General features: G+C 71.1%; 23 protein-coding genes and 2 tRNA genes. 4 read left to right on the top strand and 21 right to left on the bottom strand.

The features are described from left to right. Positions 1 to 29 precede the first annotated feature (29 nt). Positions 30 to 1,112 (top strand): phosphatase PAP2 family protein, encoded by a 1,083-nt coding sequence (locus NP095_RS05335; RefSeq protein WP_232417024.1) that lies wholly within the window; start codon positions 30 to 32, stop codon positions 1,110 to 1,112. Here the strand turns inward: NP095_RS05335 and NP095_RS05330 are convergent. Beyond that, a complete protein-coding gene (locus tag NP095_RS05330; protein WP_232417025.1) occupies positions 1,052 to 2,020 on the bottom strand; it encodes an alpha/beta fold hydrolase in 969 nt (322 codons plus the stop codon). The genes NP095_RS05335 and NP095_RS05330 overlap by 61 nt on opposite strands. Positions 2,021 to 2,078: 58 nt before the next feature. Here NP095_RS05330 and NP095_RS05325 point away from each other — a divergent pair, with 58 nt between their 5' ends. Continuing rightward, positions 2,079 to 2,591 carry a hypothetical protein gene (locus NP095_RS05325; protein ID WP_232417026.1) on the top strand — a complete coding sequence of 171 codons (513 nt, stop codon included), beginning with the start codon at positions 2,079 to 2,081 and terminating at the stop codon, positions 2,589 to 2,591. A gap of 104 nt (positions 2,592 to 2,695) precedes the next feature. Here the strand turns inward: NP095_RS05325 and NP095_RS05320 are convergent, their stop codons facing one another. From NP095_RS05320 to NP095_RS05280, 9 genes are all read right to left on the bottom strand, one after another. Beyond that, positions 2,696 to 3,166, bottom strand: a complete 471-nt coding sequence (locus NP095_RS05320) for a DUF3145 domain-containing protein (RefSeq protein ID WP_429726099.1) — start codon at positions 3,164 to 3,166, stop codon at positions 2,696 to 2,698. 192 nt (positions 3,167 to 3,358) lie between these two features. Further along, positions 3,359 to 4,351, bottom strand: coding sequence for an alpha/beta hydrolase (locus NP095_RS05315; protein WP_232417028.1), 993 nt, complete (start codon positions 4,349 to 4,351; stop codon positions 3,359 to 3,361). 22 nt (positions 4,352 to 4,373) lie between these two features. Beyond that, the gene (locus tag NP095_RS05310) at positions 4,374 to 5,378 is read right to left on the bottom strand and encodes a LacI family DNA-binding transcriptional regulator (protein ID WP_232417029.1); all 1,005 of its coding nucleotides are present in this window, start codon (positions 5,376 to 5,378) and stop codon (positions 4,374 to 4,376) included. Continuing rightward, positions 5,365 to 6,189 (bottom strand): ABC transporter ATP-binding protein, encoded by an 825-nt coding sequence (locus tag NP095_RS05305; RefSeq protein WP_232417030.1) that lies wholly within the window; start codon positions 6,187 to 6,189, stop codon positions 5,365 to 5,367. The genes NP095_RS05310 and NP095_RS05305 overlap by 14 nt, the downstream gene beginning before the upstream one ends. Continuing rightward, entirely contained in the window at positions 6,186 to 8,036 is a 1,851-nt protein-coding gene (locus NP095_RS05300; RefSeq protein WP_232417031.1) for a dipeptide/oligopeptide/nickel ABC transporter permease/ATP-binding protein, read from the bottom strand. Before NP095_RS05300 ends, NP095_RS05305 begins: the two co-directional genes overlap by 4 nt. Continuing rightward, positions 8,033 to 8,974, bottom strand: coding sequence for an ABC transporter permease (locus NP095_RS05295; RefSeq protein WP_232417032.1), 942 nt, complete (start codon positions 8,972 to 8,974; stop codon positions 8,033 to 8,035). The genes NP095_RS05300 and NP095_RS05295 overlap by 4 nt, the downstream gene beginning before the upstream one ends. 1 nt (position 8,975) lies before the next feature. Beyond that, the gene (locus NP095_RS05290; protein WP_232417033.1) at positions 8,976 to 10,586 is read right to left on the bottom strand and encodes an ABC transporter substrate-binding protein; all 1,611 of its coding nucleotides are present in this window, start codon (positions 10,584 to 10,586) and stop codon (positions 8,976 to 8,978) included. A 122-nt stretch (positions 10,587 to 10,708) separates the two neighbouring features. After that, positions 10,709 to 11,137: a phosphatase domain-containing protein gene (locus tag NP095_RS05285; protein ID WP_232417034.1), complete on the bottom strand. Its 429-nt coding sequence runs from the start codon at positions 11,135 to 11,137 to the stop codon at positions 10,709 to 10,711. A 21-nt stretch (positions 11,138 to 11,158) separates the two neighbouring features. After that, positions 11,159 to 11,232, bottom strand: a tRNA-Met gene (locus NP095_RS05280). Between the two features lie 105 nt (positions 11,233 to 11,337). Here NP095_RS05280 and NP095_RS15250 point away from each other — a divergent pair. Further along, positions 11,338 to 11,931: an acyltransferase gene (locus NP095_RS15250; protein WP_306173284.1), complete on the top strand. Its 594-nt coding sequence runs from the start codon at positions 11,338 to 11,340 to the stop codon at positions 11,929 to 11,931. A 49-nt stretch (positions 11,932 to 11,980) separates the two neighbouring features. On the opposite strand, the gene NP095_RS05270 is transcribed toward NP095_RS15250, so the two are convergent. The 8 genes from NP095_RS05270 to NP095_RS05240 all read right to left on the bottom strand — a co-directional run bounded on the left by NP095_RS05270 (position 11,981) and on the right by NP095_RS05240 (position 18,265). Beyond that, positions 11,981 to 12,053 (bottom strand) — tRNA-Asn (locus NP095_RS05270). Continuing rightward, on the bottom strand, positions 12,016 to 12,615 hold the full coding sequence (locus tag NP095_RS15300) for a sigma factor (protein ID WP_404801105.1): 600 nt from the start codon (positions 12,613 to 12,615) through the stop codon (positions 12,016 to 12,018). Before NP095_RS15300 ends, NP095_RS05270 begins: the two co-directional genes overlap by 38 nt. Before the next feature lie 85 nt (positions 12,616 to 12,700). Further along, positions 12,701 to 14,593 carry a DNA primase gene (dnaG, locus tag NP095_RS05265; RefSeq protein ID WP_232417035.1) on the bottom strand — a complete coding sequence of 631 codons (1,893 nt, stop codon included), beginning with the start codon at positions 14,591 to 14,593 and terminating at the stop codon, positions 12,701 to 12,703. 47 nt (positions 14,594 to 14,640) lie between these two features. After that, positions 14,641 to 15,861, bottom strand: a complete 1,221-nt coding sequence (locus tag NP095_RS05260; RefSeq protein ID WP_232417036.1) for a deoxyguanosinetriphosphate triphosphohydrolase — start codon at positions 15,859 to 15,861, stop codon at positions 14,641 to 14,643. A 35-nt stretch (positions 15,862 to 15,896) separates the two neighbouring features. Beyond that, the gene (gene mutM, locus NP095_RS05255; protein ID WP_232417037.1) at positions 15,897 to 16,742 is read right to left on the bottom strand and encodes a bifunctional DNA-formamidopyrimidine glycosylase/DNA-(apurinic or apyrimidinic site) lyase; all 846 of its coding nucleotides are present in this window, start codon (positions 16,740 to 16,742) and stop codon (positions 15,897 to 15,899) included. Continuing rightward, positions 16,726 to 17,466, bottom strand: coding sequence for a ribonuclease III (gene rnc, locus NP095_RS05250; RefSeq protein WP_429726098.1), 741 nt, complete (start codon positions 17,464 to 17,466; stop codon positions 16,726 to 16,728). The genes mutM and rnc overlap by 17 nt, the downstream gene beginning before the upstream one ends. 8 nt (positions 17,467 to 17,474) lie before the next feature. Next, entirely contained in the window at positions 17,475 to 17,660 is a 186-nt protein-coding gene (rpmF, locus tag NP095_RS05245) for a 50S ribosomal protein L32 (protein WP_232417038.1), read from the bottom strand. 2 nt (positions 17,661 to 17,662) lie between these two features. After that, on the bottom strand, positions 17,663 to 18,265 hold the full coding sequence (locus NP095_RS05240) for a YceD family protein (RefSeq protein ID WP_232417039.1): 603 nt from the start codon (positions 18,263 to 18,265) through the stop codon (positions 17,663 to 17,665). Positions 18,266 to 18,325: 60 nt separating this feature from the next. Here NP095_RS05240 and dinB point away from each other — a divergent pair, with 60 nt between their 5' ends. Further along, on the top strand, positions 18,326 to 19,522 hold the full coding sequence (gene dinB / locus NP095_RS05235; protein WP_232417040.1) for a DNA polymerase IV: 1,197 nt from the start codon (positions 18,326 to 18,328) through the stop codon (positions 19,520 to 19,522). Between the two features lie 6 nt (positions 19,523 to 19,528). On the opposite strand, the gene coaD is transcribed toward dinB, so the two are convergent. Genes coaD through NP095_RS05220 form a run of 3 tightly spaced genes read right to left on the bottom strand, consistent with a single transcriptional unit; the run spans position 19,529 to position 22,711 of the window. After that, entirely contained in the window at positions 19,529 to 20,005 is a 477-nt protein-coding gene (gene coaD / locus NP095_RS05230) for a pantetheine-phosphate adenylyltransferase (protein WP_232417041.1), read from the bottom strand. A 1-nt stretch (position 20,006) separates the two neighbouring features. After that, positions 20,007 to 20,546 (bottom strand): 16S rRNA (guanine(966)-N(2))-methyltransferase RsmD, encoded by a 540-nt coding sequence (gene rsmD / locus NP095_RS05225; protein WP_232417042.1) that lies wholly within the window; start codon positions 20,544 to 20,546, stop codon positions 20,007 to 20,009. Further along, complete coding sequence (locus tag NP095_RS05220; protein WP_232417043.1) at positions 20,543 to 22,711, bottom strand: ATP-dependent DNA helicase RecG; 2,169 nt, start codon at positions 22,709 to 22,711, stop codon at positions 20,543 to 20,545. Before NP095_RS05220 ends, rsmD begins: the two co-directional genes overlap by 4 nt. Positions 22,712 to 22,713: the final 2 nt, after the last annotated feature.

Here is a 22,713-nt window from a genome sequence, read left to right as displayed (position 1 = left end):
GCCGGTCGGCCCCCCGTAGACTGACCCGCATGGTCCAACGGTGGTGGAGCGCGGCACGCTCATGGCCCTACACCTTCGGTGTCCTTCTGGCGGCCGCTGTCGGCATCACCGCGATCGTCATGTCGGCGCGTCTCGGCATCGCCCTGAAGGACCCTGAAGGCTTCCTCGGCCCGGCGTACGTCCGGCTGCCCGTCATGGGCCTGGGCTTCTTCGCCCTGGGCATCGTTCCCATGGCCCTGAAGCGCGCCGGCGTGCGCCACTTCGGCCGGGGCGTGAAGGACATCATCCGCGACGAGTGGTCGTGGAACCGCGTGTTCCACATCGCGACGGGCCTGCTGACGTTCTACATCTGCTACGTCAGCTACCGGAACATCAAGGGCTTCCTGCCCACCGTGCGCGAGGGCGTCAACTTCGACACCATGCTCTCGCGCTGGGACTACTGGATGATGTTCGGCCACCACCCGGCCGACCTGCTGCACAACCTGCTCGGCACCGGGTTCGCCGCCCAGGTCCTGGCGACGGTGTACGTCAGCTACCTGCCGTTGATCCCCATCACGCTGGCCGCCTTCCTGGTCCTCAACCGCGACTACACGCTGGGCGCCTGGTACGCGACCGCCCTGTCGCTGAACTGGGTCCTGGGCGCCGCCGCGTACTACATCTTCCCGTCGCTGGGCCCGGCCTACACGAACGCCGCTCTGTTCGACGCCCTGCCCACGACCGGCGTGACGCAACTGCAGTACTCGCTGTTCGTGAACGCCGCCCAGAACCTCGAGAATCCGCTGGACGCCCCCATCTGGGGCATCGGCGCCTTCGCCTCGCTGCACGTGTCCGTGACCCTGACCGCCGTCCTGTTCTTCGGCCGCACGGACCAGCCGCGCTACCTGCAGATCACCGCGTGGATCTACTTCGTCCTCACGGTCATCGCCACGATCTACTTCGGCTGGCACTTCATCGCCGACGACATCGCCGGCGCGTTCATCGGCTGGGTCTCGGTCGCCCTGGCCGGCTGGGCCACGGGCAACGGCTTCTGGCGACAACGGCACCACAAGATTCAGCTGACGGCCGAGGGAGACTCCTCGGCGGGCAGCGACACGCTGGCCAACCCCGCCTGATCGCCGCGGCGCAGCAGGGCGCGCCACTTGCCGCGGTGGTACTGCGCCGGCGCCTGGATCCGGCAGAAGTCGACCACCAGCTGGGCGAACTCGTCCGGATGGTCCTTGTGCGGGAAGTGCCCCGAGTCCTCGAAGACGTGGACGTGCGAGTTCTCCATCAGCGGCAGCCGCTGGGCGTGGGCGACCGGGATGACGTGGTCGTTGCGGCCCCACACCACCAGCAGGGGCATGAGCCGCGTCAGGTACGCCCGGTCGGCCATCGTGACGAACTGGCCGTTCCAGTCCAGGACCGTCCGGGTGAGCCGCCGGATCGCGAGCGACGTGGTCGGATCGGCCAGACCCTCGTAGATCCGTGCCACCTCGTCGAGGTCACGCGCCACCGGCACGTGGGACAGGGCGCGCATCGATCCGCGCACCGCTGAGCGCCAGGGCCTGGCCGTCGCCAGCCGGATTCCCAGGCCCGCCCCCGGCAGGGTCAGCGCGCGGATCAGGGGCGTCACCTCGGGCCCCAGTCCCCCGCTGGAGACCAGCACGACACGCTCGGTGCGCTCGGGGAACTGGTAGGCGAACTGCATCGCCACACCGCCGCCGAAGCTGTGCCCGGCGACCGTGACCTTGTCGATGCCCAGGATGGTCAGCAGGTCGCGCATCCCGTTGGCGAAGCCGCCGAGGGAGTAGTCGGCGTTCGGCTTGTCCGACTCGCCGTGCCCGAGCAGATCGGGCGCGATGACGGTGAAGTGCTGGGCCAGCTGGTCCATGACCGGGAACCACGTCGAGGAGTCGCAGGCCATGCCGTGGAGGAGGAGCAGCGGCGGGCCGGATCCTCGCAGGCGGTAGGCGCGTCGGTAACCGTGGACCACGACGTACTCGACGTCGTCGACTGCTCCGCGCTCCGGGGGAAGCACCATCTTCACATCGTAGGCCAGGTGAGCGGGGGTTACGTGGCGAAGCCATTAGACTCGCCACGTGACGTCTCGACCCGACCTGCGCCATCCTGCTGCGCGCGCTCTCGGCTGGCTCGCACTGATCGGCGTGGCCCTGGGGATCGGCTTCGGCCTGTTCTCCGCCGGTGCGCTGACGGCCACCGGCGTGACGTCGGCCGACCTGCCGCCCTTGGCGGCCCCCACGAAGGACCCCGAGCCCACGCCCAGCCCCGAGCCCGAGCCCACGCCGGAGGAGCCGCAGGAGGACGACACGCCCAAGCCCAAGCTGACGCGTGTGCCCGGCGACCGGGTCGCCCCCGGCGAGCGGTTCCCGATCGTCGGCGTCCTGCCATCGGTCGACGCCGGTACCGAGCTGCAGATCCAGGTCAAGGACGGCGACGGGCCGTGGGACGACTTCCCGGTCACCGTCACCGCTCGCGACGGTGGCAGCTTCGAGACGAAGATCTACACGTCGCGCACGGGCGAGCGGAAGTTCCGCGTGATCGACAAGGCGTCCGGCGACAACACGCCGGACATCCCCGTCACGATCGGCTGATGGGTCGGGCGCGCTCACTCCCGGCTCCGCAGAGCTCCGCCGGGCCGACCCGCTCGTCGCTGCGCTCCTCGTCATGGCGAGCGTCCACCCGGTGACCTGACTTCTCAGATCACCTGGTGCAACCAGCGCACCGGCGCGCCCTCGCCCGCGAGGCGGAAGGGCTCGAGCTCGGCGTCCCACTTGACGCCCAGCAGCCCGTCGAGGGCCTCGTCCATGGTGATCTCGCCCTGGGCGGCCTTGACCCGGAACGCCTTGATGCGGTCCTCGGGGATCAGGAGGTCGCCGTGCAGTCCGGTCATGGCGTGGAAGATGCCGAGCGTGGGCGTGAAGGAGTAGCGAGCGCCCTCGGTGGTCGCGGTGGGCTCCTCGGTGATCTCGAAGCGCAGCAGGTCCCAGCCACGCAGCACGGAGGTCAGCGAGGCGGCCGTGCCGGCGGCTGCCTGCCACGACAGCTCGGCGCGGTAGGTGCCCGGCTCGGCCGGTTGCGGGGTCCACGAGAGATCGACCTTGCCACCCAGCACTCCGGCGGCCGCCCACTCGATGTGAGCGCACAGCGCGGACGGTGCTGAGTGCACGAAAAGGACACCCCGGGTCAATGGGGTGCCGGTTCGGACCGTGTTCACCGTGTTCATCGGTACCTCCCTAGGTGCGCCTTCCCCAGCGATCTCGGGTGATACCTGCGCCCATTGTGTCCCAAACACCCCGTCACGACAAGGGTGGGGCGTCGCGGCGCGCCGACCGCCTCCGGCCGGAGCTCACCCGAGACGTCACAGCAGGTCGCGGCAGCAGGCCAGGATCCGGTCCTCGGCGGCCCGCCAGTCCTCCTCGGCGCCGATCGTGTGGGTCACCGGCACGGGGATGTGATCGACGTGGACCCCGGCCTCGCGCAGCCTCGCCACGTAGTCGAGCGCCGGCGCCGTCAACGGGTCGAAGTCCCCTGTCACCACGACGGCCGGCGGGAGTCCGCGCAGGTCCGGGGCCCGCAGCGGTGACAGGTACGGGATCGCCCGATTCGGCGCGTCCCCCGCGTAGTAGCGGCGGAGCGTCTCGATCCCCCGCAGGGCGTGCGGGTCCTCGAGGCCGGCCGGGTCCTCGGAGAGGTCGACCGCGGGCGCCACCAGGATCTGCAGCGCCAGCTGGGGCTCGCCCTCGTCCCTCAGCAGCAGGGTCAGCGCCGCGGCGACGTGGCCGCCCGAGCTCGTTCCCGCGACGGCGATCCGATCCGGGTCGACCCGCGGGCCGTCCCCTCGCCGCAGCCAGGCGACGACGTCGCGCGCGTCGTGCAGCTGGACCGGGAACCGGAACTCCGGCGCCAGCCGGTAGTCGACGTTGAGGACGACCGCTCCGAGCCCGTGGCACAGCATCCGGCACGTGCCGTCGCCCAACCGGTAGCCCTGGGCGCCCCCGCCCATCCACCAGCCGCCGCCGTGCAGCACGACGATCGCCGGCGGACGATCCTGCGGGTCCGGCGGCTGATAGACCCGCGCCGCGATCGTCCCGTCCTCGACGGGGATGTCCGCGTACGTGATCGACCCGACCGGGTCGTCCCCGTCGCCGAGGAAGCCGTACCGGGCGGCGATCTCGAGGGCCAGCGCGTCGTGCTGGGCGCGCGCCCGCGCCACGCGTCCCTCCCACGCCTCGCGAGTCTCGCCGGGGGCGGGCTCGGGATCGGGCAGGGGCGGCGTCGGGCTCTCGGCCTGGGCGGCCAGGGCGCGCTCGACCAGTGTTCTCAACCGCGGCGGCATCTCGACCGGCAGCATGGGCCCTCCTCGGGTCGGGTGGTCAGGTGGTGACGCCCCGCGACAGGCGAGGCTCGAGCATGATCTGCTGCGTCGTGGTGTCGCCGTCGAGCCGCGCCATGAGCAGCCGTCGCCCGACGACGCCCGACTCGCGCAGCGGCTGGACGACGGTCGTCAGCTGGAGCGCGTCGGCCAGCACTCCCCCGTCGTAGCCGATCACCGCCAGGTCCTCGGGCACGCGCAGTCCCAGTTGGCGCGCCGCGGTCACGACGCCGGCGGCCAGCTCGTCGTGGTGGGCGAAGACCGCCGTCGGCCGGGGATCGAGGGCCAGGATCTCGTGCAGCGCCTCCCGCGCGCCGGCGAAGTCGGGGCCGCAGACGACCCGGCGGATCGCGCTCTCGGGCACACCCGCCTCGCCGAAGGCCCGCTCGACGGCACGCCACCGACGCTGGCCGGGCGAGAGGTAGTCGTTCGAGGCCTGGTCCTCGGCCAGGAAGGCGATGTGCCGGTGCCCCAGCTCGGCCAGGTGCCGCCCCACCACGAGGCCTCCGTGGTCGTCGCTGACCGACACCGAGGAGAAGCCCTCGTACTCGCTGTCGACCAGGACCGTCGGCAGACCGTGCTTCGCCTGTCGCTCGGCCAGCTCTCGGTCCAGGGGCACGCCCATGATGATGAGGCCGTCCAGTCGCCCCGAGACGGGCAGCGAGGCCAGCAGCGGATGCGGGTCGGCCGCGACGGAGTCGTGGTCGAAGACGACGACCTCGGTCCGTCCGGACCGGTTCTCCAGGATTCCGGCCAGTCGCTGCAGGTAGGACGGGTACGACGTGAAGGGCGCGAGGACGCCGATCCGCCCGGTGCCCCGCCGCGCCCGCGACACCGCGACCTCCTTCGGCACGAACTGCAGGTCGTCGATCACGGCCAGGACACGCTCGCGCGTGGCGGCACCGACCCGCTCCGGGCGGTTGAGCACATGGGAGACGGTGGCGATCGAGACGCGGGCCAGGCGAGCGACGTCGTAGATCGTCGGTCGACCCTCACGGCCGGCCATCGCGACCCCCCTCGCCCACCACGGCGCTCGGGATCGCCTGCCAGAGCCTGCGGGTCACGTCGGCCGCGGGGTTCTCGTGGACCTGGCGTGCCCCCGCCACCTCGACGAGCCGCCCACCGTCGAGCACGGCGATGCGGTCGCTGAGATGCCGCACCACCGTGAGGTCGTGCGAGATGAAGACATGGGTCAGCTGACGACGACGCCCCAGGTCGGCCAGCAGGTTCAACACCTGCGCCTGGACGGAGAGGTCCAGGGAGCTGACGACCTCGTCGCAGATGAGGAACTCCGGGTCCATCGCCAGTGCACGGGCGATGGCGATCCGTTGGCGCTGGCCGCCTGAGAACGCGTCGGGGTACCGGTCGAGGGCGTCGGGCTCGATACCGACGTCCGCGAGAGCATCGACGGCACGCTCGCGTGCGCCGTCCCGGCTCAGCCCCAGCGTCAGCCGGGGCCCCTCGGTGAGGGAGTCACCGATCGTCCGCAGCGGATTCAGGGCGCTGCGGGGGTTCTGGAAGACGATCTGGCGCCGACGGGCCAGATCGCGCGATCGGCGTCCACGCCGCACGAGCAGCGGCGCGCCGTCGTAGGTGACCGTGCCGTCCGTCGGCGCCAGCAGTCCGCCCAGGACGGCGCCGAGCGTGGACTTGCCCGAGCCGGACTCCCCCACCAGGCCCAGCACCTCGCCACGGCGGACCTCGAGGTCGATCCCCTCGAGCGCCACCACACCTCGCCGGCCGGAGCCGTACCGCACCGTGACGCCGCGCGACGCCACGAGCGGCGTGTCAGTCGTGCCCTGCTCCTGTGCCGTCATGCGCGGGTCCTGTCCAGCACGTCGGCGAACCTCAGGCACCGGCTCACGCGCGGATCGGCGGCATCGGTCGGATCGGCGGGGTCCACGTCGAACAGAGGCACCGAGGTCTCCCGGCACGCCTGCGTCACGAGCAGGCAGCGGTCGGCGAACCGGCAGCCGCTCGGCCACGACCCCGGAGCCGGGACGGTCCCGTCGATCGCGGCCAACCGCTCCCCCGGCGTGCCTCGGCGCGGGTCTGCCGCCAGCAGCGCGGCCGTGTACGGATGAGCCGGATGCGTGAGGAGCTCCTGCGTGGGCGCGAGCTCGACGACCTCTCCGGCGTACATGACCGCCGCGCTGTCACAGACGGCGGCGAGGACCCCCACGTCATGCGTGATGACGACCAGCGTCATGCCGTCTGCGCGGAGCTCGTCGAACAGCGCCAGCACCTCGGCCTGGACGGTCGTGTCGAGTGCCGAGGTCGGCTCGTCGGCCACGATCAGGTGCGGATCGGTGGCCAGGGCCATCGCGATGCCCACGCGCTGCGCCATGCCGCCGGACAGCTCCCAGGGCCGGCTGCGAGCGACCCGCCGTGGTTCGGGCAGGCGCACCCGTTCGAGCAGGTCGAGCACCCGGGCCCGCACCTGGGAACGGCTGAGCTCCGGACGATGCACGCGCACGACCTCGGCCAGCTGCGCGCCGACGCGACCGCTCGGGTCCAGGCTCGACGCCGCGTCCTGCGCCACCCAGCCGACGCGGCCGCGCCGGCGGACCTCGCCCGCGGTGATCTGGCCGGTCCCCCGGATGCGCCCGACGATCGCCTCGGCCGTGATCGACTTGCCGCACCCGCTCTCGCCCAGGATCCCCAGCGCGCCTCCCGGCAGGACCGCGAGATCGACGCCGCGGACCACGTCGATCCAGTCCTGTCCTCGCGGGAAGCTCACCGTCAGGCCCCGCACGGAGACCAGCGCGTCCTCGGAGTCGGGCAGTTCGGGAGCGGGCGGCGTGGCCGCGCGTGGACGCGCTCCGGACTCGACCCGCGTGCGCATGCTGGCCGCGACCGCGTCGCGCACCCCGTCGCCGACGAGACCCAACGCCATGACGAAGGACATGATCACGAAACCGGACGGCACCATCAGCCACGGGTGAGCGCCCAGGTGCCGGGAGGCCTCCGCCACCAGCAGGCCCCAGGACGACTCCCCGCTGCCCAGCCGCAGGAAGCCCAGGGCGGTCTCCAGCCCGACGGCCGCCGCCCCGAACAGGGACAGCTGGACGATCACCGGACCGCTCAGATGAGGCAGCACGTGGCGGCGCATGATCGCGACCGGCCGCAGGCCCATCGTCTGGGCGGAGCGGACGTAGAGCTCCTCGCGCACGCCGAGGGTCACCGACCTGACGACGCGGGCCAGGCCGGGAGCACCCAGGACCCCGAGCGCGACCATGGCGATCACCTGCCGTCCGGGGAACACCGCCAGGACGACGAGCAGGATGATCGCGGCCGGGACGGCCTGCAGCACCTCGCTGGTCCGCAGCACGGCCCATTCGACCGGTCCGCGCAGGTAGCCGGCCAGCAGGCCCGCGCTCACGCCCAGCACGGCGAACACCACCACGGCGACGAGGACGCCGTACAGGGTCGTGCGGCCGCCCCACAGGATGCGACTGAAGACGTCCAGTCCGAGCTGCCCGGTGCCGAGCAGGTGCTCACGACTCGGCCCGGCCAGGTTCGCGTCGAGGTTCTGCTCGGTCGGTCCGTACGGAGCGATCGCGCCGGCGAACAGGACGAGCAACAGGACGAGGGCGAGGTAGGCGGCCGCCATCATCGGCACCTTCTGGCGCACGAAGTAGGTCACCCAGGAGCGGCGGCTCATCCGGCACGCACCCGGGGGTTGAGCAGCACGTAGACGAACTCGACCAGCAGGTTCACCACCACGACCATCACGGTGAACGTCACGGCGATCGCCTGGATCAGCGGCAGGTCGCTGGACATCGTCGCCTGGACGGCCTGGCTGCCCAGACCGGGCAGGACGAAGACCGTCTCGACCAGGACCGTCCCACTCAGCAGGCCGACGAAGACCAGCCCCATGATCGTGATGACCGGCGCGGCCGCGTTGCGCAGGACGTGTCGGCCGATGACCGAGCGTTCGCCGATGCCGCGCACCCGCAACGCGTACACGTAGTCCTTGTCCAGCTCCGAGCGGATTCCGTCCCGGGTCTGCTTCGCGATCGGAGCACTGCTCGTGAGTCCGAGCGTCAGGACAGGCAGCACCAGCGATCTCGCCCAGCCGGCGGGATCGGAGCCGAACGTGACGTATCCCGTCGCCGGGAAGAAGGACGTCTCGATCGCGAACAGGAAGACCAGCACGTACGCGAACCAGAACGACGGCACGGCCAGACCGAGCAGCGCGAGACCGTCGACCAGCCGTCCCAGGAAGCCGTGCTGGAGTGCCGCGGCAACCCCCAGGGACACTCCCACCACGGTGGCCACCAGCAGCGACGCGACGACGAGCGTCACCGTGACCGACAGCCGGGTCGTCAGCTGGCTCGCCACCGCGGCGCCGTTCGTCAGCGAGTTCCCGAAGTCGCCGTGCAGCGCCGCCCAGGCCCAGTCGCCGTAGCGCTCGAGCAGGGGCCGGTCCAGGCCCATGGCCACGCGCATCTGCAGGTACTGCTCCTGCGTCGAGTTCAGGCCCACGACCGAGCGCGCGGCGTCACCGGGCACCAGGTCGACCAGCACGAAGGTCAGGAAGGACACCGAGACGACCAGGGCGACCGCCGTGAGCACCCATCGACCTGCCAGGCGCAGCATGTCACTTCGCCACGTTGTACCAGTCCAACGGCGTGGCCACCGGCGCCTTCGGCGACACCGCCACGCCGCCGAGGTCGTCGCGGCTCGCGTAGAGCACGGGACCGAAGGACACGGGCGCGAACCAGGCCTCGTCGGTCAGGTACGTGATCATGTCCTGGTTGAGCTTGTCGCGCTCGTCGCCGCTGGCCGCGGCCGCCTTGTCGTACAGGTCCGTGAGCTCCTTGCGCTCCGTCGCGAAGCCGTTGAAGATGCCCGCGTTCGGCAGGAACAGGCCCTGGCCCAGCAGGTACATCGGCTGCGCCCCGTAACCCACGGACATCGCCGGGTAGCTCTTGTCGGTCGCACCCTGGACGTAGGACTGCTCGTCGGTGAGGTGGTCCAGCTCGGCCTTGATGCCGATCTCGGCCAGGTACGGGGCGACCGCCTCGGCCATCGTGTCGATCTCGGCGAACCGGATGGACAGGACCTTGAGGGGGAAGCCCTTCTCGTAGCCGGCGTCCTTCATGAGCGACTTGGCCTTGTCGACGTCGTAGGGGTAACGGTCGGCCGCCTCCTTGGACCAGCCCTCACCGCCCTCCATGACGACGGTGTCGGTCGGCACGCCGTACTTGCCCAGCAGCGCCTCGGTGATCTTCTTGCGGTCGATCGCGTAGTTGATCGCCTGGCGGACGCGGACGTCGCCGAGCGGCTTGCTGACCTCGCCGTCGCGGTCGATGAGGCTCAGGCCCTGCCACACGAACGGGATCCAGACGATCTGTGCGCCCGCGCTCGTGGCTTGGTCGACGGTGTCGGGGCTGGCCGTCGCGAGGTCGATCTGACCGGTCGCCAGGGCGTTGACGCGGGCCTGCTGGTCGCCGATGACGCGGATGACGACCTCGTCGTAGTGCTGGCGCTCGTCCTTCGCGTAGTAGTCCGGGTTCGCGGTGTACGTGTAGTGATCGCCCGGGACCGACTTTTTCGGGTCGAAGACGTACGCACCGGCGCCCTGCGACGGGTTGTCGGCCGTGAGCTGACCCGGCGCCTTGACCCCGGCGGGGCTGATGATCTGCCCGACCCCGTAGCTCTGCGTCAGGAACTCCGGCAGCATCGGGTTCGGCGAGCTCAGTCGCAGCGTCAGACTGTCGTCGTCCTCCGCCTCGATGCTCTTCACGTTCGCCAGCAGGTGGGCGTTGGGCCCCTGACCGTCCCGGACGTACTCCAGCGAGGCCTTCACTGCGGCGGCGTTCACCGGGCTCCCATCGGTGAATGTCACCCCGTCCCTCAGCTCGAGCTCCATCGAGGTGTTGCCGTCGCCCATCTCCCACTCCTGCGCCAAGGCGGGCTTCAGAGTGCCGTCCGAGCTGCGGTAGATCAGCGGCTCGTACGCCAGCAGCGTGTAGTTGACGAAGGCGATGTTGACGGTCGCCGGGTTGATCGACGTGGCCTCGGTCTCCATGGCGAACGTCAGCCGCTTGCCCCGTTCGGGGGTGCCGGTGACGCCCTTGAGGTTGTCCTTCTCCTGATCGGACGAGTCACCCCCGTCGTCACCGCTGCAGGCGGTGAGGGCCAGGGACGCGGCCAGGGCGGCGACGGCGACGCGAATGGATCGAAGCGAGCGGTTCGAAGGGCTCATCGGATTCCCCTGCCGTATGTGTGATGTATCTCACACTGATCCCGGGTCCGACAGGAGTCAAGAGTTTTCTGTCAAGCACTTCACACACCGGCAGCACGGGCCGGATTCACCGCAGGACGGGCTCACACGAGGTGGACCGCGCCGACACCGGACTCGCGCAGAAGGTCGGCGACCGGCTCGTCGTCCTCCCAGGCCTCGACGATGCGCAGATCGTCGTCGTCGATGTCCTTCAGCAGGGCCGCCTTGACGGTCACGGCGGGGCGATAGTCGGCCGCCCAGCGCATGTAGAGCCCATCGTGGGCGATCCCGTGGCCGGCGAGCCAGTCCAGCGTCAGATCGCGCCACACGAACTCTCGTCCGGTCCACAGCACGATCGCCAACCCGCGACGCCGTGCGTCCTCGAGGGCCTCGAGGACGTCCGCGCGCGGCGGGCAGCCGGCGGAGGCCGCGTGGAAGGCGGCGTAGTCGCGGTCGGCTCCCTGCGTGAGGTGCTCGATCGAGGACGTGTCGCACAGCGTGCCGTCCAGGTCGAAGAGTGCCGCCTCGCGCATCCTGACTCCGTCTCGCGTCGGTGGGGAGGGTGGGGCTCGAACCCACGACCCAAGGATTATGAGTCCTCTGCTCTGACCGGCTGAGCTACCTCCCCGTCGCGGTCCGAGCGTACAAGTCCGGCCGGCTCCCCCGTGAACAAGGCGCGATCAACGTCGCCGAAACCGCCGGCCGGGGCGATCCGCCCGCCTACTGTTCCCTCATGAGGACACTGACCGCTCGTCTGTCGAGACTCCGCCGGCGCGTCATGCTCCGACTGCGCGGCTACCGGCACGGGGTGCCCGGCGCGAAGGTCGGCAGCGGCGTGCAGCTCGGCGGCCCCGGCACGTACGCCCTCGGTGCCGGCGCCGTCGTTCGCCAGGACGCGCGGGCCTGGGTCGGACCCGGCGCGACGCTCACCGTGGGCCCGAACGCGAACCTCGGCATCCGCAACATCATCAATGTCGCCGCCGGGCTCACCATCGGAGCGCACACCGAGCTCTCGTGGGACGTGCAGATCAGCGACACCGACTTCCACGACATCGCCCACAGCGACGGCGTCCAGCGGCCCCGCACCGCGCCCGTCGTCATCGGCGAGCACGTCCTGGTCGGCGCTCGGGCGATGATCCTCAAGGGAGTCACGATCGGCGACGGCGCGATCGTCGGCGCCGGCGCGGTGGTCGCCTCGGATGTCCCCCCCCCCATGCGATCGTGGCCGGCAACCCGGCTCGTGTCGTCGGTCGTGCCGACGACTGGAAGTGAGCGGGTGGACCACGCCCGTCGCGGTCCGTACGCGGGAGTCCCAGCCCGAGCATGAAGAAGGCCCGGTTCTCGCTCGCGTGCGAACGAAAACCGGGCCTGTCCCGCTCCCCCGATTGGACTCGAACCAATAACCCTTCGATTAACAGTCGAATGCTCTGCCAATTGAGCTACGGGGGATCGGCTCCTCAAGAGGAGCACGATGAGAAACTCTAGCAAGTCCCTCACGCAGACGCGAAAGGCCCCTCCCCTCTCGATCGCGGACCTGCCATCGCGTGAGCCGGAGCCGGTCGGCCACCTCCTGGATCGTCAGTCCGACCCCGTCCTCGCACAGCAGGCCGAACCGCAGGCCGACCACCGCGGCGAGCTCGACGGGCAGCTCCGAGAGCAGGTCACCGTCCGCCCGGACACGCAGCACGGGCTCGCTGACGACCACGGTCGGCGCGGGGGTCATGGCGCGCGCGATCCACGCCCAGGCGTAGGTGGCGAGCCGGGTCCCCCGGTCCGGATCGAAGCGGTCGACGGCCCGGATCAAGCCCTCGACGCCTGCCGCCACCGCCTCGTCGAGGTCGTCGCCGCGGTGCCCCAGCCTCAGCGCGTGCAGGGCGACGTTGCGCAGGCCCGCGCAGATCAGCTCCTCGCGCGCGTCACGGTCGCCGCCGGCTGCGGCGCGGGCCAGCAGTCGTTCGGCGTCGGGCGGGAGCGGGGCCTGAGCCAGGGCGTGGGAGACGAAGGGCGACACGTGTCCCACCCTCGGGCGTGCGGACGCGCCGGGACAGGGCCCCGGGCGGACTGTGGACGACCGCGAGGTCTCCCACAGCAAGGGGTCAGGAGCCGACGGCGCCCAGCGCGCGATCGCGGATGCCACGGCGGCGCTGCTCCAGTGCGACCAGCTGGCCGAAGACCTCCTGGTACTCCGGAGCGGTCGGATCGGTGCGCTGGAGCCGGGACTTCACGTCGCCGATCTGGCGCGAGATGGCGAGCTCCTGCACGTGGGCCAGGACGGCCGGCACGACGGTGACGGCGGTCTGCTCGGAGGCGTGCAGCGGCTCGACCGCAGCCACCCCGAGCACCCGGCGCAGGTCGTCTCCGGGCAGCGAGTCGGCCACTGCCGGCAGCCATCCGGCGTCGGCGTGGTCGGGCAGGCCGCGGGCCACCATGTGGCGCCAGATCTCGCGCGCCACGGGGTGCACGAAGTCGTCATCCGTCAGGTCGGCCGCGACCGTCCGGGCGACCTGGGGGTACTGCGCCAGCGCCTTGAGCGCCTCGCGCTCGGCGGCGAACTGGGGCGCCCCGAAGCTGGCGAACACGGATGCCTCGGGACGGGCCGGCTCCGGCTCGGGGGCTCCGGCCCCGGCGCGGGTCAGCTTGGGCGCGCTCGGCTTCTGGTCCTTCGCCTTGCGGTGCTCGGCGTGGACGAGATCGATGTCGACGCCGGCGCGCGTGGCGATCTCGCGCAGGAACTCGTCCACCTTGGAGGTGTCGCGGACCGCCGAGGCGAGCCGGACGGCCTCGCGCACGGCGTCGATGCGCTGGTCGCCCCGGTCGAGGTCGTAGCGCTCGAGTGTGTTGTCCAGGACGAACCGGTACAGCGGAATGCGCGAGCCGATCAGCTCGCGGACTGCCTCGTCGCCCTCGGCCAGGCGCAGGTCGCAGGGATCCTTGCCGGTGCCCTCGACCGCGACGTAGGTCTGGCCCGTGAACTCCTCGTCACCCTCGAACGCCTTGACCGCGGCCTTCTGGCCTGCCTCGTCGCCGTCGAACGTGAAGATGACCTCGCCGTGGAAGGCATCGTGGTCGAGCATGAGCCGGCGCAGCACGCGCGCGTGCCCCTCGCCGAAGGCCGTGCCACACGTGGCGACGGCCGTCAGGACGCCGGCCTGGTGGCAGGCCATCACGTCGGTGTAGCCCTCGACCACCACGGCCTGGCTCTGCTTGCGGATCGGGTCGCGCGCCAGGTCGATGCCGTAGAGGACCTGGGCCTTCTTGTAGATCGGCGTCTCGGAGGTGTTGACGTACTTGCCGCTCATGAAGTCGTCATCGAACATCCGGCGGGCGCCGAAGCCGATGACCTCGCCCGAGATCTCCTTGATCGGCCACATCAGGCGACCCTGGAACGCGTCGAACAGGCCGCGCGCGGACTTGCGGGCGAGCCCGCCGATGACCAGCTCGTCCTCGGCGAAGCCCTTGCCTCGCAGGTGGTTCACGAGCGCCTGACCGGACTTCGGCGCCCACCCCATGCCGAAGAGCTCGGCCGCCGCCTGGTCGAAGCCACGGTCGGTCACGAGGCGTCGTCCCGGAGCGGCCTCGGGCGAGGACATGAGCTGCTCGGCGTAGAAGCGCTCCGCCGCCTTGTGGGCCAGCAGCAGGCGCTGGCGCTGGCCGGGGTCGCGGCGCGGGCCGGTGGGGGCGCCGGTCTCCTCGTAGCGCAACTGGACGCCGTACTTGTCGGCCAGGCGCTCGACCGACTCGGCGAAGGTGAGGCCCTCGATCTCCATCAGGAACTTGATGGCGTCGCCGCCGACGCCGCAGCCGAAGCAGTGGTAGAAGCCCTGGGCCGGTCGCACGTTGAACGACGGGGACTTCTCGTCGTGGAAGGGACACAGGCCCTTGCGGGCGCCGCCGCCGGCGTTGCGGAGGGTGACGTACTGCTCGACGACCTCGTCGATCCGGACCCGCTCACGGACGAGTTGGATGTCCTCGTCCTTGATGCGTGCCATGGCGTGATCCTACGCGGCGGCGCCAGAGGCCGTGGCGGGTCGTGGCCTTATCCGAGCACGCGGCGTCCCCACGCCACTGCCGAGGCATCGGTCAGGCTGGCGACCTGGTCGACGATCACCCGCAGCCGGTGCGCGTCGTCCGGCGCGGCACGGAAGTCGGCGGCGAACTCGGGCTCCAGCTCGGCCTCCCCCACCTGCCGCAGGTGCGCCACGAGGGCGTGCAGCAGATCGCGCTGGTTCTCCAGATCCCGCACGCGCAGGTCGGCGCGCATGATGTGGTGCGCCGCGAGCGACTTCAGCACGTTGATCTCGTCGAGCGTCTCGGGCGGGACCTCCAGCTGACCGGCGTAGCGGACCAGCGGACCGTTGCCCCACCGCTTGATGGTCGCCTCGTACGCGGCGCCCGCGAACCGGCCGATGAGGGCACTCGTGAGGCTCTTGAGGACGGCCTGGGACGCCCGGTCGCCCGTGAACGGGCCCACGGGCCATTCGCCCATCGCGCGGAGCCTGGCGAGCGCCGCGTCGAGCCGGTCGTCGGTGGCCGTCGGGTCGTACCAGTCGCGCGCGACGTGCCACGAGCCCGGCGTGTCCAGGTCGCCCACGAGACTGAGCCACCCGCCGACGACGCCGTCCTCGACGTCGTGCACGGAGTACGCGATGTCGTCGGACAGGTCCATGACCTGCGCCTCGATGGTCAGCCGGCCCTGCGTGCCGAGCCACTCGAAGACCGGGACCTCGTCGTCGTAGACGCCGAACTTCACGGTGTCACGCTCACCGCGGCGCCACGGGTACTTCACGCACGCCGCCAGCGTCGCCCGGGTCAGGTTGAGTCCGACGCTCTGCCCCTGCGGGCTGAACGTCTTGGCCTCGAGCCGGGTCAGGATGCGCAGGGTCTGCGCGTTGCCCTCGAAGCCGCCGATCGATGCGGCGACCTGGTCCAGCGCGATCTCGCCGTTGTGGCCGAACGGCGGATGCCCGAGGTCGTGCGCCAGCGCGGCGGAGTCGACGATCTCGGGGTCGCAGCCCAGGCTCTTGCCCAGCTCGCGGGCCACCTGGGCGACCTCCAGCGAGTGGGTCAGGCGGTTGCGGACGAAGTCGTCGGTGCCGGCGCCCATGACCTGGGTCTTGCCGGCGAGGCGACGCAGGGCTGACGAGTGCACGATCCGTGCCCGGTCACGCTCGAAGGAGCTGCGCCCGGACCGCTTCGGCGGCTCGACCACGTAACGCTCGCACGCCTCGTCGCCGTAGACACCGATGGACTCCGTCACGCGGTCACCCTAGCGAGCAGACGGGCATGCGAAGGTCACCAGCGGCCGTTGCGCGGACGCGGCTGGCACGTCGGGCAGCGGTAAGACGAGCGGTTCATGAACGGCTCGCGCACGATCATGGCGCCACAGCGCTCGCACGGCCGGCCCTCCTGGCCGTAGGCGTGCAGCGAGCGGTCGAAGTAGCCGCTCTGGCCGTTGACGTTGACATAGAGCGCGTCGAACGAGGTGCCGCCCTGCGCCAGCGCCTCCGTCATGACGTCGCGCACGTGCCCGATCAGCGCGGTCGCCTCGGCGATGCGCAGGCCCTTGGTGTTGCGGGCGTAGTGCAGCGGCGTGCGCCACAGCGCCTCGTCGGCGTAGATGTTGCCCACGCCGGACACCAGCCCCTGGTCGAGCAGGGCACGCTTCACGCCGGTCTGGCGGCGGCGCAGGCGTGCCACGAAGTCGGCATCGTCGAACGCGGGATCGAGGGGGTCCAGGGCGATGTGCGCGATCTCGGTGGGCGGGTCGGTCTCGCTGATCGACATGCCGCCGAAGATCCGCTGGTCGGCGAAGCGCAGCTGGCGGCCGTCGTCGAGGTCCAGGACGATCCGCAGGTGTCGGGTCGCGGGAGCGTCCGCGTCGCTGATGAGCGCCTGTCCGCTCATGCCCAGGTGCATCAGCACGCTGGAGCCGTCGTCCAGGCTCAGCCAGAGGTACTTGCCGCGACGGTGGGCCGCGTCGACGCGGCGCGAGACGAGCCGAGCGACGAAGTCGGTGGGGCCGGCGCCGTGACGGCGGACCGACCGGGAGTCGAGCACCTCGACCGAGGTGATCGTGCGGCCGACGACATGGTCGTCCAACCCGCGTCGGACGACCTCGACCTCAGGAAGTTCGGGCACCGTTGCTCTCGGCGCCACCGGCGGCCCGAGCGTCGGCGTCGGCGTCGCTGTTGATCGCCCGCCAGGCGATCTCGGCGACCATCTGCTCGGCGTCCTTCTTGGACCGGCCGGTGCCGCCGTCGAACCGCAGGTCGTTCAGCAGGACCGAGGCGGTGAAGGTCTTGTCGTGATCGGGGCCGGTGCCCTCGAGCACGTACACGGGGACCCCGAGCCCGTTCAGGGCCGAGATCTCCTGCAACGACGTCTTCCAGTCCAGCCCCGCCCCCATCGTGGCGGCGTCGGCGATGACCGGATCGAAGATCGTGTGAATGACCTCGGCGGCTCGCTCGATGCCGAACTCGATGAAGATCGCGCCCAGCACGGCCTCCATCGCATCGGAGAGGATGGACGGCTTGTCCCGCCCGCCCGAGGCCTCTTCGCCCCGGCCGAGGCGCAGGTGGTCACCCAGCCCCAAGGTGCGCGCGACCTCGGCCAGCGCCTTGGCGCTGACCACGGCCGCGCGCAGCTTGGCGAGTTGGCCCTCGGGCAGATCGGGATGGCCCCGGAACAGCGTCTCGGTCACGACCAGCCCGAGCACCGAGTCGCCCAGGAACTCCAGGCGCTCGTTGTTCGGGATCTGGCCGTTCTCGTACGAGTACGACCGGTGCGTCAGGGCATGGGTCATCAGCTCGGGATCCAGATCAGGAACCCCGAGGGTCTCGCTCAGTGCCTCGATGTCGGGCACAGCGTGGGTCAGAGAACCTGGCGCTGCTCGCCACGGGCGCCGTACTGGCCGCACTCGGCGCAGGCGCGGTGAGAGATCACCTTGCCGTTGCATGCCGGGTTCGCGCAGTCGACGGTGGCAACAGCCGTCGTCTTCCACGCGGACCGGCGGTGACGGGTGTTGCTGCGCGACATCTTCCGCTTCGGGACGGCCACGATTACTCCTCAGGTCGTTCGGTCAGTTGGGTCAGCGTCGACCATCGCGGGTCGATCGCGTCGCCGTGTGTGTGATCTGGATCGTCCGCGAGCCGCGCCCCACAGTCGGGGCACAGTCCCGGGCACTCCGGGTCACACAACGGGTTGTGCGGCAGTGCGAGCACCACCGCGTCCCGCAGGACGGGCTCGAGGTCGAGCAGGTCGTCCTCGAGGGCCAGTTCGTCCTCGCCCGCGTCCTCGTAGAGGTAGAGCTCCTGGAAGTCGCAGTCGAAATCCTCTTCGACGTCCCTCAAGCAGCGCACACACTCGCCGACGGCGTGGACCGAGGCGGTTCCGGTGGCGAGAACACCTTCCATCAAGGCCTCGAGCCGCAGCTCGAGATCGATGGGCGATCCCTCGGGAACACCGAAGACCGGAAGACCGAGGTCCGCCGGTGCCTCGAGAACGAGCTCGAACGACTTCTCGGTCCCGACTTGCCGCCTCAACACCTGGGTGTCGAACACGAACGGTCCCGAAATCACGTAGAGCCCCTCATCGAATGCACCGAAAGAACCACGGCCCACAAACGGGCCAGCGTCAATCGTACCCCGGCCCCCCGCAGCCATGCCAATCGCGGTCCCCTCGTCGCGCGTGGGAGTGTCGGACCCGGCTGGGAGAATCAGGGAGTGGACCAGCAGGCGGGTGACGACCGGATCGGATCGATCCTGCACGCCGACCTGGACGCGTTCTACGCCTCGGTCGAGCAGCGCGACGATCCCAGCCTGCGGGGCCGCCCCGTCATCGTCGGCGGCGGGGTCGTCCTGGCCGGATCGTACGAGGCGCGGGCCCGCGGGGTCCGCACCGCGATGGGCGGACGACAGGCGCTGCGGCTGTGCCCCGAGGCCGTCGTCGTGCCACCGCGGTTCGAGGCGTACGTCGAGGCCAGCCGCGCCGTGTTCGAGATCTTCCACGACACCACTCCCCTGGTCCAGGCGCTCTCGATCGACGAGGCGTTCCTCGACGTCTCGGGCCTGCGGCGCCTGCGCGGCCCGGCGCTGCCGATCGCCCGCGAGCTGCGCCGACGCGTCCAGGCCGAGGTCGGTCTGCCGATCTCGGTCGGCATCGCTCGCACGCCCTACCTGGCCAAGGTCGCCAGCGCCCTGGCCAAGCCCGACGGGCTGCTCGTGGTCCCCACCGACGGCGAGCTGCAGTTCCTGCACGCCCTGCCGGTCGAGCGGCTGTGGGGCGTCGGCGACGTCACCGCCGCCAAGCTGCACGCGGCCCGCCTGCGATCCGTCGCCGACGTCGCCCGGCTCAGCCCGGCCGAGCTGTCGGGCATCGTGGGACGGGCCGCCGGGCACCACCTGCACGCGCTGGCCACGGGCCACGACCCGCGCCGCGTCGAGACCGGCACGCGACGCCGGTCGATCGGCGCCCAGCACGCGCTCGGCGGCCGCGGCACGTACGCCGAGGCCGACCTCGCGCTGCTGGCGCTGTGCGACAAGGTCGGGCGCCGGCTGCGGCGGGCGGGACGCACCGCGGCCACCGTCACGGTCCGGCTCAGGTTCGGCGACTACCGCCGCTCGACCTCGTCACGCACGCTGCCGCGGCCCACCGAGAGCACCACGACCGTCTCCGACGTCGCACGCGGCCTGCTGCGGGCCCGCCGGGACGAGATCGAGCGCGACCGCATCACGCTCGTCGGGGTCGCGCTGTCGGGCCTGGACGACGAGGGCGTCCAGTTGGCCCTGCCGCTGGACGGCGAGGCCGATCCGGCGCTGGACCGCACGCTCGACCGGGTGGCCGAGCGATTCGGCACCGCGGCCGTGCGCCGCGGCAGTCACCTCGACCGCAACTGGGAGCCGCGCTCCCCCGTCCAGTGACCCAGGTCAGTGACCGAAGACCTCGTCGAGGGCGTTCATGACCTGCTTGGGCACCAGGCCGGTCACGTCGCCGCCGTGCTTGGCGACCTCCTTGACCAGGCTCGAGGCGATGAACGTGTAGTCGGGCGAGGTCGGGATGAAGACGGTGTCGATGCCGGTGAGGTTGCCGTTCATCTGCGCCATCTGCAGCTCGTAGTCGAAGTCCGACACCGCCCGCAGGCCCTTGACGATCGCCTGGACGTCGTTCTGGGCGCAATAGTCGACCAGCAGGCCCGAGTAGGAGTCGATCGTGACGTTCTCGAGCTCGGTGGTCGCATCGGCGATCAGCTCGATCCGGCGCTCGATCGGGAACAGGCCCGACTTGCTCTGGTTGACCAGGACCACGACGACGACCTCGTCGAACAGGAACGAGGCCCGCTCGATGATGTCGAGGTGGCCGTTGGTCACGGGGTCGAAGGATCCGGGGCACACCACGCGCGTCATGTCAGTGACCGTACCAAAGGCGGGTGTCGCCGTACGCCTTGTCCCGGAGCCCCTCGAAACCCTCCGGCCAGTCGAACGGGTCGCGCTTGGCGCGCTCGACCACGACCACCGCGTCGGGGTCCAGGTACGGGCGCAGGGCCGTGAGGATCGCCTCGATCTCGGCATTGGGCACGGCGTACGGCGGGTCGAGGAACACCACGTCCCAGGGACCGGACTCCTCGTCGACGAAGCGCTGCGCCGTGACGGCGTGGACCTCGGCCGGGGCACCGAGCTCCTTGACGTTGCGCTGGATCGTGCGAGCCGCCTTCGCGTAGGACTCGACCAGATCTGCGTGGACAGCACCGCGCGACAGCGCCTCCAGGCCCAGCGCGCCCGATCCCGCGTACAGGTCGAGCACGCGCAGGCCGTCGAAGCCGCCGAGCAGCGAGTTGAGGGAGGCGAACATCGACTCGCGCACCCGGTCGGACGTCGGACGGGTGCCGTCGCCCGTGGGCACGGTCAGTCTGCGGCCGCCCCAGCGGCCGGCGATGATCCTCGTCATGCTCTCTCCAGGTAGTCGGCGCGCTCGGACTCCTCGAGCCGCCTGATCGATGCCTCCAGGTCGGGCGGTACGTCGCCCGAGGCCAGTGTCGCCACGGCGGCGTCGCGGGCCGACGCGATGACCTGCTCGTCGCGCACCACCGACAGCAGCTTCAGGCTGGACCGCACACCGGACTGGCGCGCGCCCAGCACGTCGCCCTCACGTCGCAGCTCGGCGTCCAGCCGCGAGAGCTCGAAGCCGTCCGTGCTGGCCGCGACCGCAGACAGCCGCTCGCGCGCCGGGGTGCCGGCGGGCGAGCCCGTGACCAGCAGGCACAGGCCGGGCTCGGTGCCTCGACCCACGCGGCCGCGCAGCTGGTGCAGCTGCGAGACGCCGAACCGGTCGGCGTCCATCACGATCATCATCGTGGCGTTCGGGACGTCGACACCGACCTCGACGACGGTGGTGGCGACGAGCACGTCGAGGTCGCCGGCTGCGAACGCCGACATCACGAGGTCCTTCTCGTCGGGCGGCATCCGTCCGTGCAGCCGGCCCAGGCGCAGACCGGCGAGAGGTCCCTGCTCGAGTGCCTCCGCGAGCTCGACCAGCCCGACGGTGGGGCGCTTCTCGTCCTCGTCGTCGTCGGGCGGAGGCGCGTCCTCGTCCGAGACGGCCTCGCCGATGCGGGACACGACGACGTAGGCCTGGCGGCCGCGGCCGATCTCCTCGTGGACGCGCTGCCACGCGCGATCGAGCCAGGCCGGCTGCTCGGCGACGGGCACGACGTTGGTCTGGATCGGCTGACGGCCCGCCGGCAGCTCGCGCAGGGTCGACACCTCGAGGTCGCCGAAGACGGTCATCGCGATGGTGCGCGGGATCGGCGTCGCCGTCATGACCAGCACGTGGGGGCTGACGCCGCCGGCGGCGGCCGCGCGGTCCGACAGCACCGACCGCTGCTCGACACCGAACCGGTGCTGCTCGTCGATGACGACGAGGCCCAGGTCGGCGAACTGCACGGTCTCCTCCAGCAGGGCGTGGGTGCCGATGACGATCCCGGCCTCGCCCGAGACGATGTCCAGCAGGGCCTGCTGGCGCGCCTTCGCGCCCATCGACCCGGTCAGCAGTCGCACCCGCGTGGCCTCGTCGGCGCCGCCGAGCATGCCTGCCTTGGCGAGGTCGCCGAGCATCCGCTCGATGCTGCGGTGGTGCTGGGTGGCGAGGACCTCGGTGGGCGCCAGGAGGGCGGCCTGGCCGCCGGAGTCGACCACCTGAAGCATCGCCAGCAGCGCCACGATCGTCTTGCCCGAGCCGACCTCGCCCTGCAGGAGCCGGTGCATGGGATGGGCGGCCGCGAGGTCCTGGTCGATCTCGGCCGCGACCTTGGCCTGACCCTCCGTGAGCGTGAACGGGAGCCGCTGCTCGAAGGCCACGCGGATGCCGTCGCCGCGACCGGGACGCGGCAGGGCCCGCCGCTGCTGGGTGTCGAGGCGCCGCCGGGCGAACACCGCCTGCACCTCGAACGCCTCCTCGAAGCGCAGCCGGGTCTGGGCGAAGACCCAGTCCGTGCGCTTGCGCGGGCGGTGGATGTACTCGTAGGCCGTCGGCGCGTCGAGCAGGCCGCGCTCGCTGCGGACCTGCGCGGGGATCGGCTCGGGGAACGTGTCGACGACGTCGAGGGCCAGGTGGACCGATCGCTCGACGTCCCACGAGGTCAGTCCCGAGCCGGCCGGATAGATCGGCAGCGCCGTGCCGCCGCGGCCCAGGTCGGCCAGCGTCTTGCCCGGGGGCAGCTCGCGCATCTGCGGCGAGGCCAGCTGCAGCCGGCCCTGGTAGACCGAGACCTCGCCCGAGAGCAGCTGCTGGCTGCCGACCGGCGTCTTGGCGATGGCGAACTGGTTGAAGAAGACCGCCTCCATCGTGGAGCTGCCGTCCGAGAGTGTCACCACGACCCGGAACTTGCGCGGGTTGTTCCGGAAGGACAGCTTCTTGACGTCCAGGACGGTGGCGACGAAGGCCACGATCTGGCCGGGCTCGAGGTCGTCGAAGGAGTCGGCGTGCTCGAGGTCGATGTAGCGGCGCGGGAAGTGGCGCAGCAGGTCACCGACGGTGCGGTGCCCGAACGCCTTCTCCAGCTTCTTGGCCGAGTCGCCCACGACCTTGGACAGGCGGGTGTCGAAGTCGATCACGA

This window comes from Aeromicrobium duanguangcaii (assembly GCF_024508295.1).
In the GTDB taxonomy this organism is placed as follows: Bacteria; Actinomycetota; Actinomycetes; order Propionibacteriales; family Nocardioidaceae; genus Aeromicrobium; species Aeromicrobium duanguangcaii.
Note: the sequence above shows the minus strand (reverse complement) of the source record. Positions and strands in the feature narration are given on the sequence as shown.

What these genes read in the sequence shown, in the direction of transcription:
- NP095_RS05335 (WP_232417024.1), top strand. Translation starts at nt 30, where the DNA reads ATGGTCCAACGGTGGTGGAGCGCGGCACGCTCATGGCCCTACACCTTC.
- NP095_RS05330 (WP_232417025.1), bottom strand. Translation starts at nt 2,020, where the DNA reads ATGGTGCTTCCCCCGGAGCGCGGAGCAGTCGACGACGTCGAGTACGTC.
- NP095_RS05315 (WP_232417028.1), bottom strand. Translation starts at nt 4,351, where the DNA reads ATGCTGCCGGTCGAGATGCCGCCGCGGTTGAGAACACTGGTCGAGCGC.
- NP095_RS05310 (WP_232417029.1), bottom strand. Translation starts at nt 5,378, where the DNA reads ATGGCCGGCCGTGAGGGTCGACCGACGATCTACGACGTCGCTCGCCTG.
- NP095_RS05305 (WP_232417030.1), bottom strand. Translation starts at nt 6,189, where the DNA reads ATGACGGCACAGGAGCAGGGCACGACTGACACGCCGCTCGTGGCGTCG.
- NP095_RS05300 (WP_232417031.1), bottom strand. Translation starts at nt 8,036, where the DNA reads ATGAGCCGCCGCTCCTGGGTGACCTACTTCGTGCGCCAGAAGGTGCCG.
- NP095_RS05295 (WP_232417032.1), bottom strand. Translation starts at nt 8,974, where the DNA reads ATGCTGCGCCTGGCAGGTCGATGGGTGCTCACGGCGGTCGCCCTGGTC.
- NP095_RS05290 (WP_232417033.1), bottom strand. Translation starts at nt 10,586, where the DNA reads ATGAGCCCTTCGAACCGCTCGCTTCGATCCATTCGCGTCGCCGTCGCC.
- NP095_RS05285 (WP_232417034.1), bottom strand. Translation starts at nt 11,137, where the DNA reads ATGCGCGAGGCGGCACTCTTCGACCTGGACGGCACGCTGTGCGACACG.
- NP095_RS15250 (WP_306173284.1), top strand. Translation starts at nt 11,338, where the DNA reads ATGAGGACACTGACCGCTCGTCTGTCGAGACTCCGCCGGCGCGTCATG.
- dnaG (WP_232417035.1), bottom strand. Translation starts at nt 14,593, where the DNA reads ATGGCACGCATCAAGGACGAGGACATCCAACTCGTCCGTGAGCGGGTC.
- NP095_RS05240 (WP_232417039.1), bottom strand. Translation starts at nt 18,265, where the DNA reads ATGGCTGCGGGGGGCCGGGGTACGATTGACGCTGGCCCGTTTGTGGGC.
- coaD (WP_232417041.1), bottom strand. Translation starts at nt 20,005, where the DNA reads ATGACGCGCGTGGTGTGCCCCGGATCCTTCGACCCCGTGACCAACGGC.
- rsmD (WP_232417042.1), bottom strand. Translation starts at nt 20,546, where the DNA reads ATGACGAGGATCATCGCCGGCCGCTGGGGCGGCCGCAGACTGACCGTG.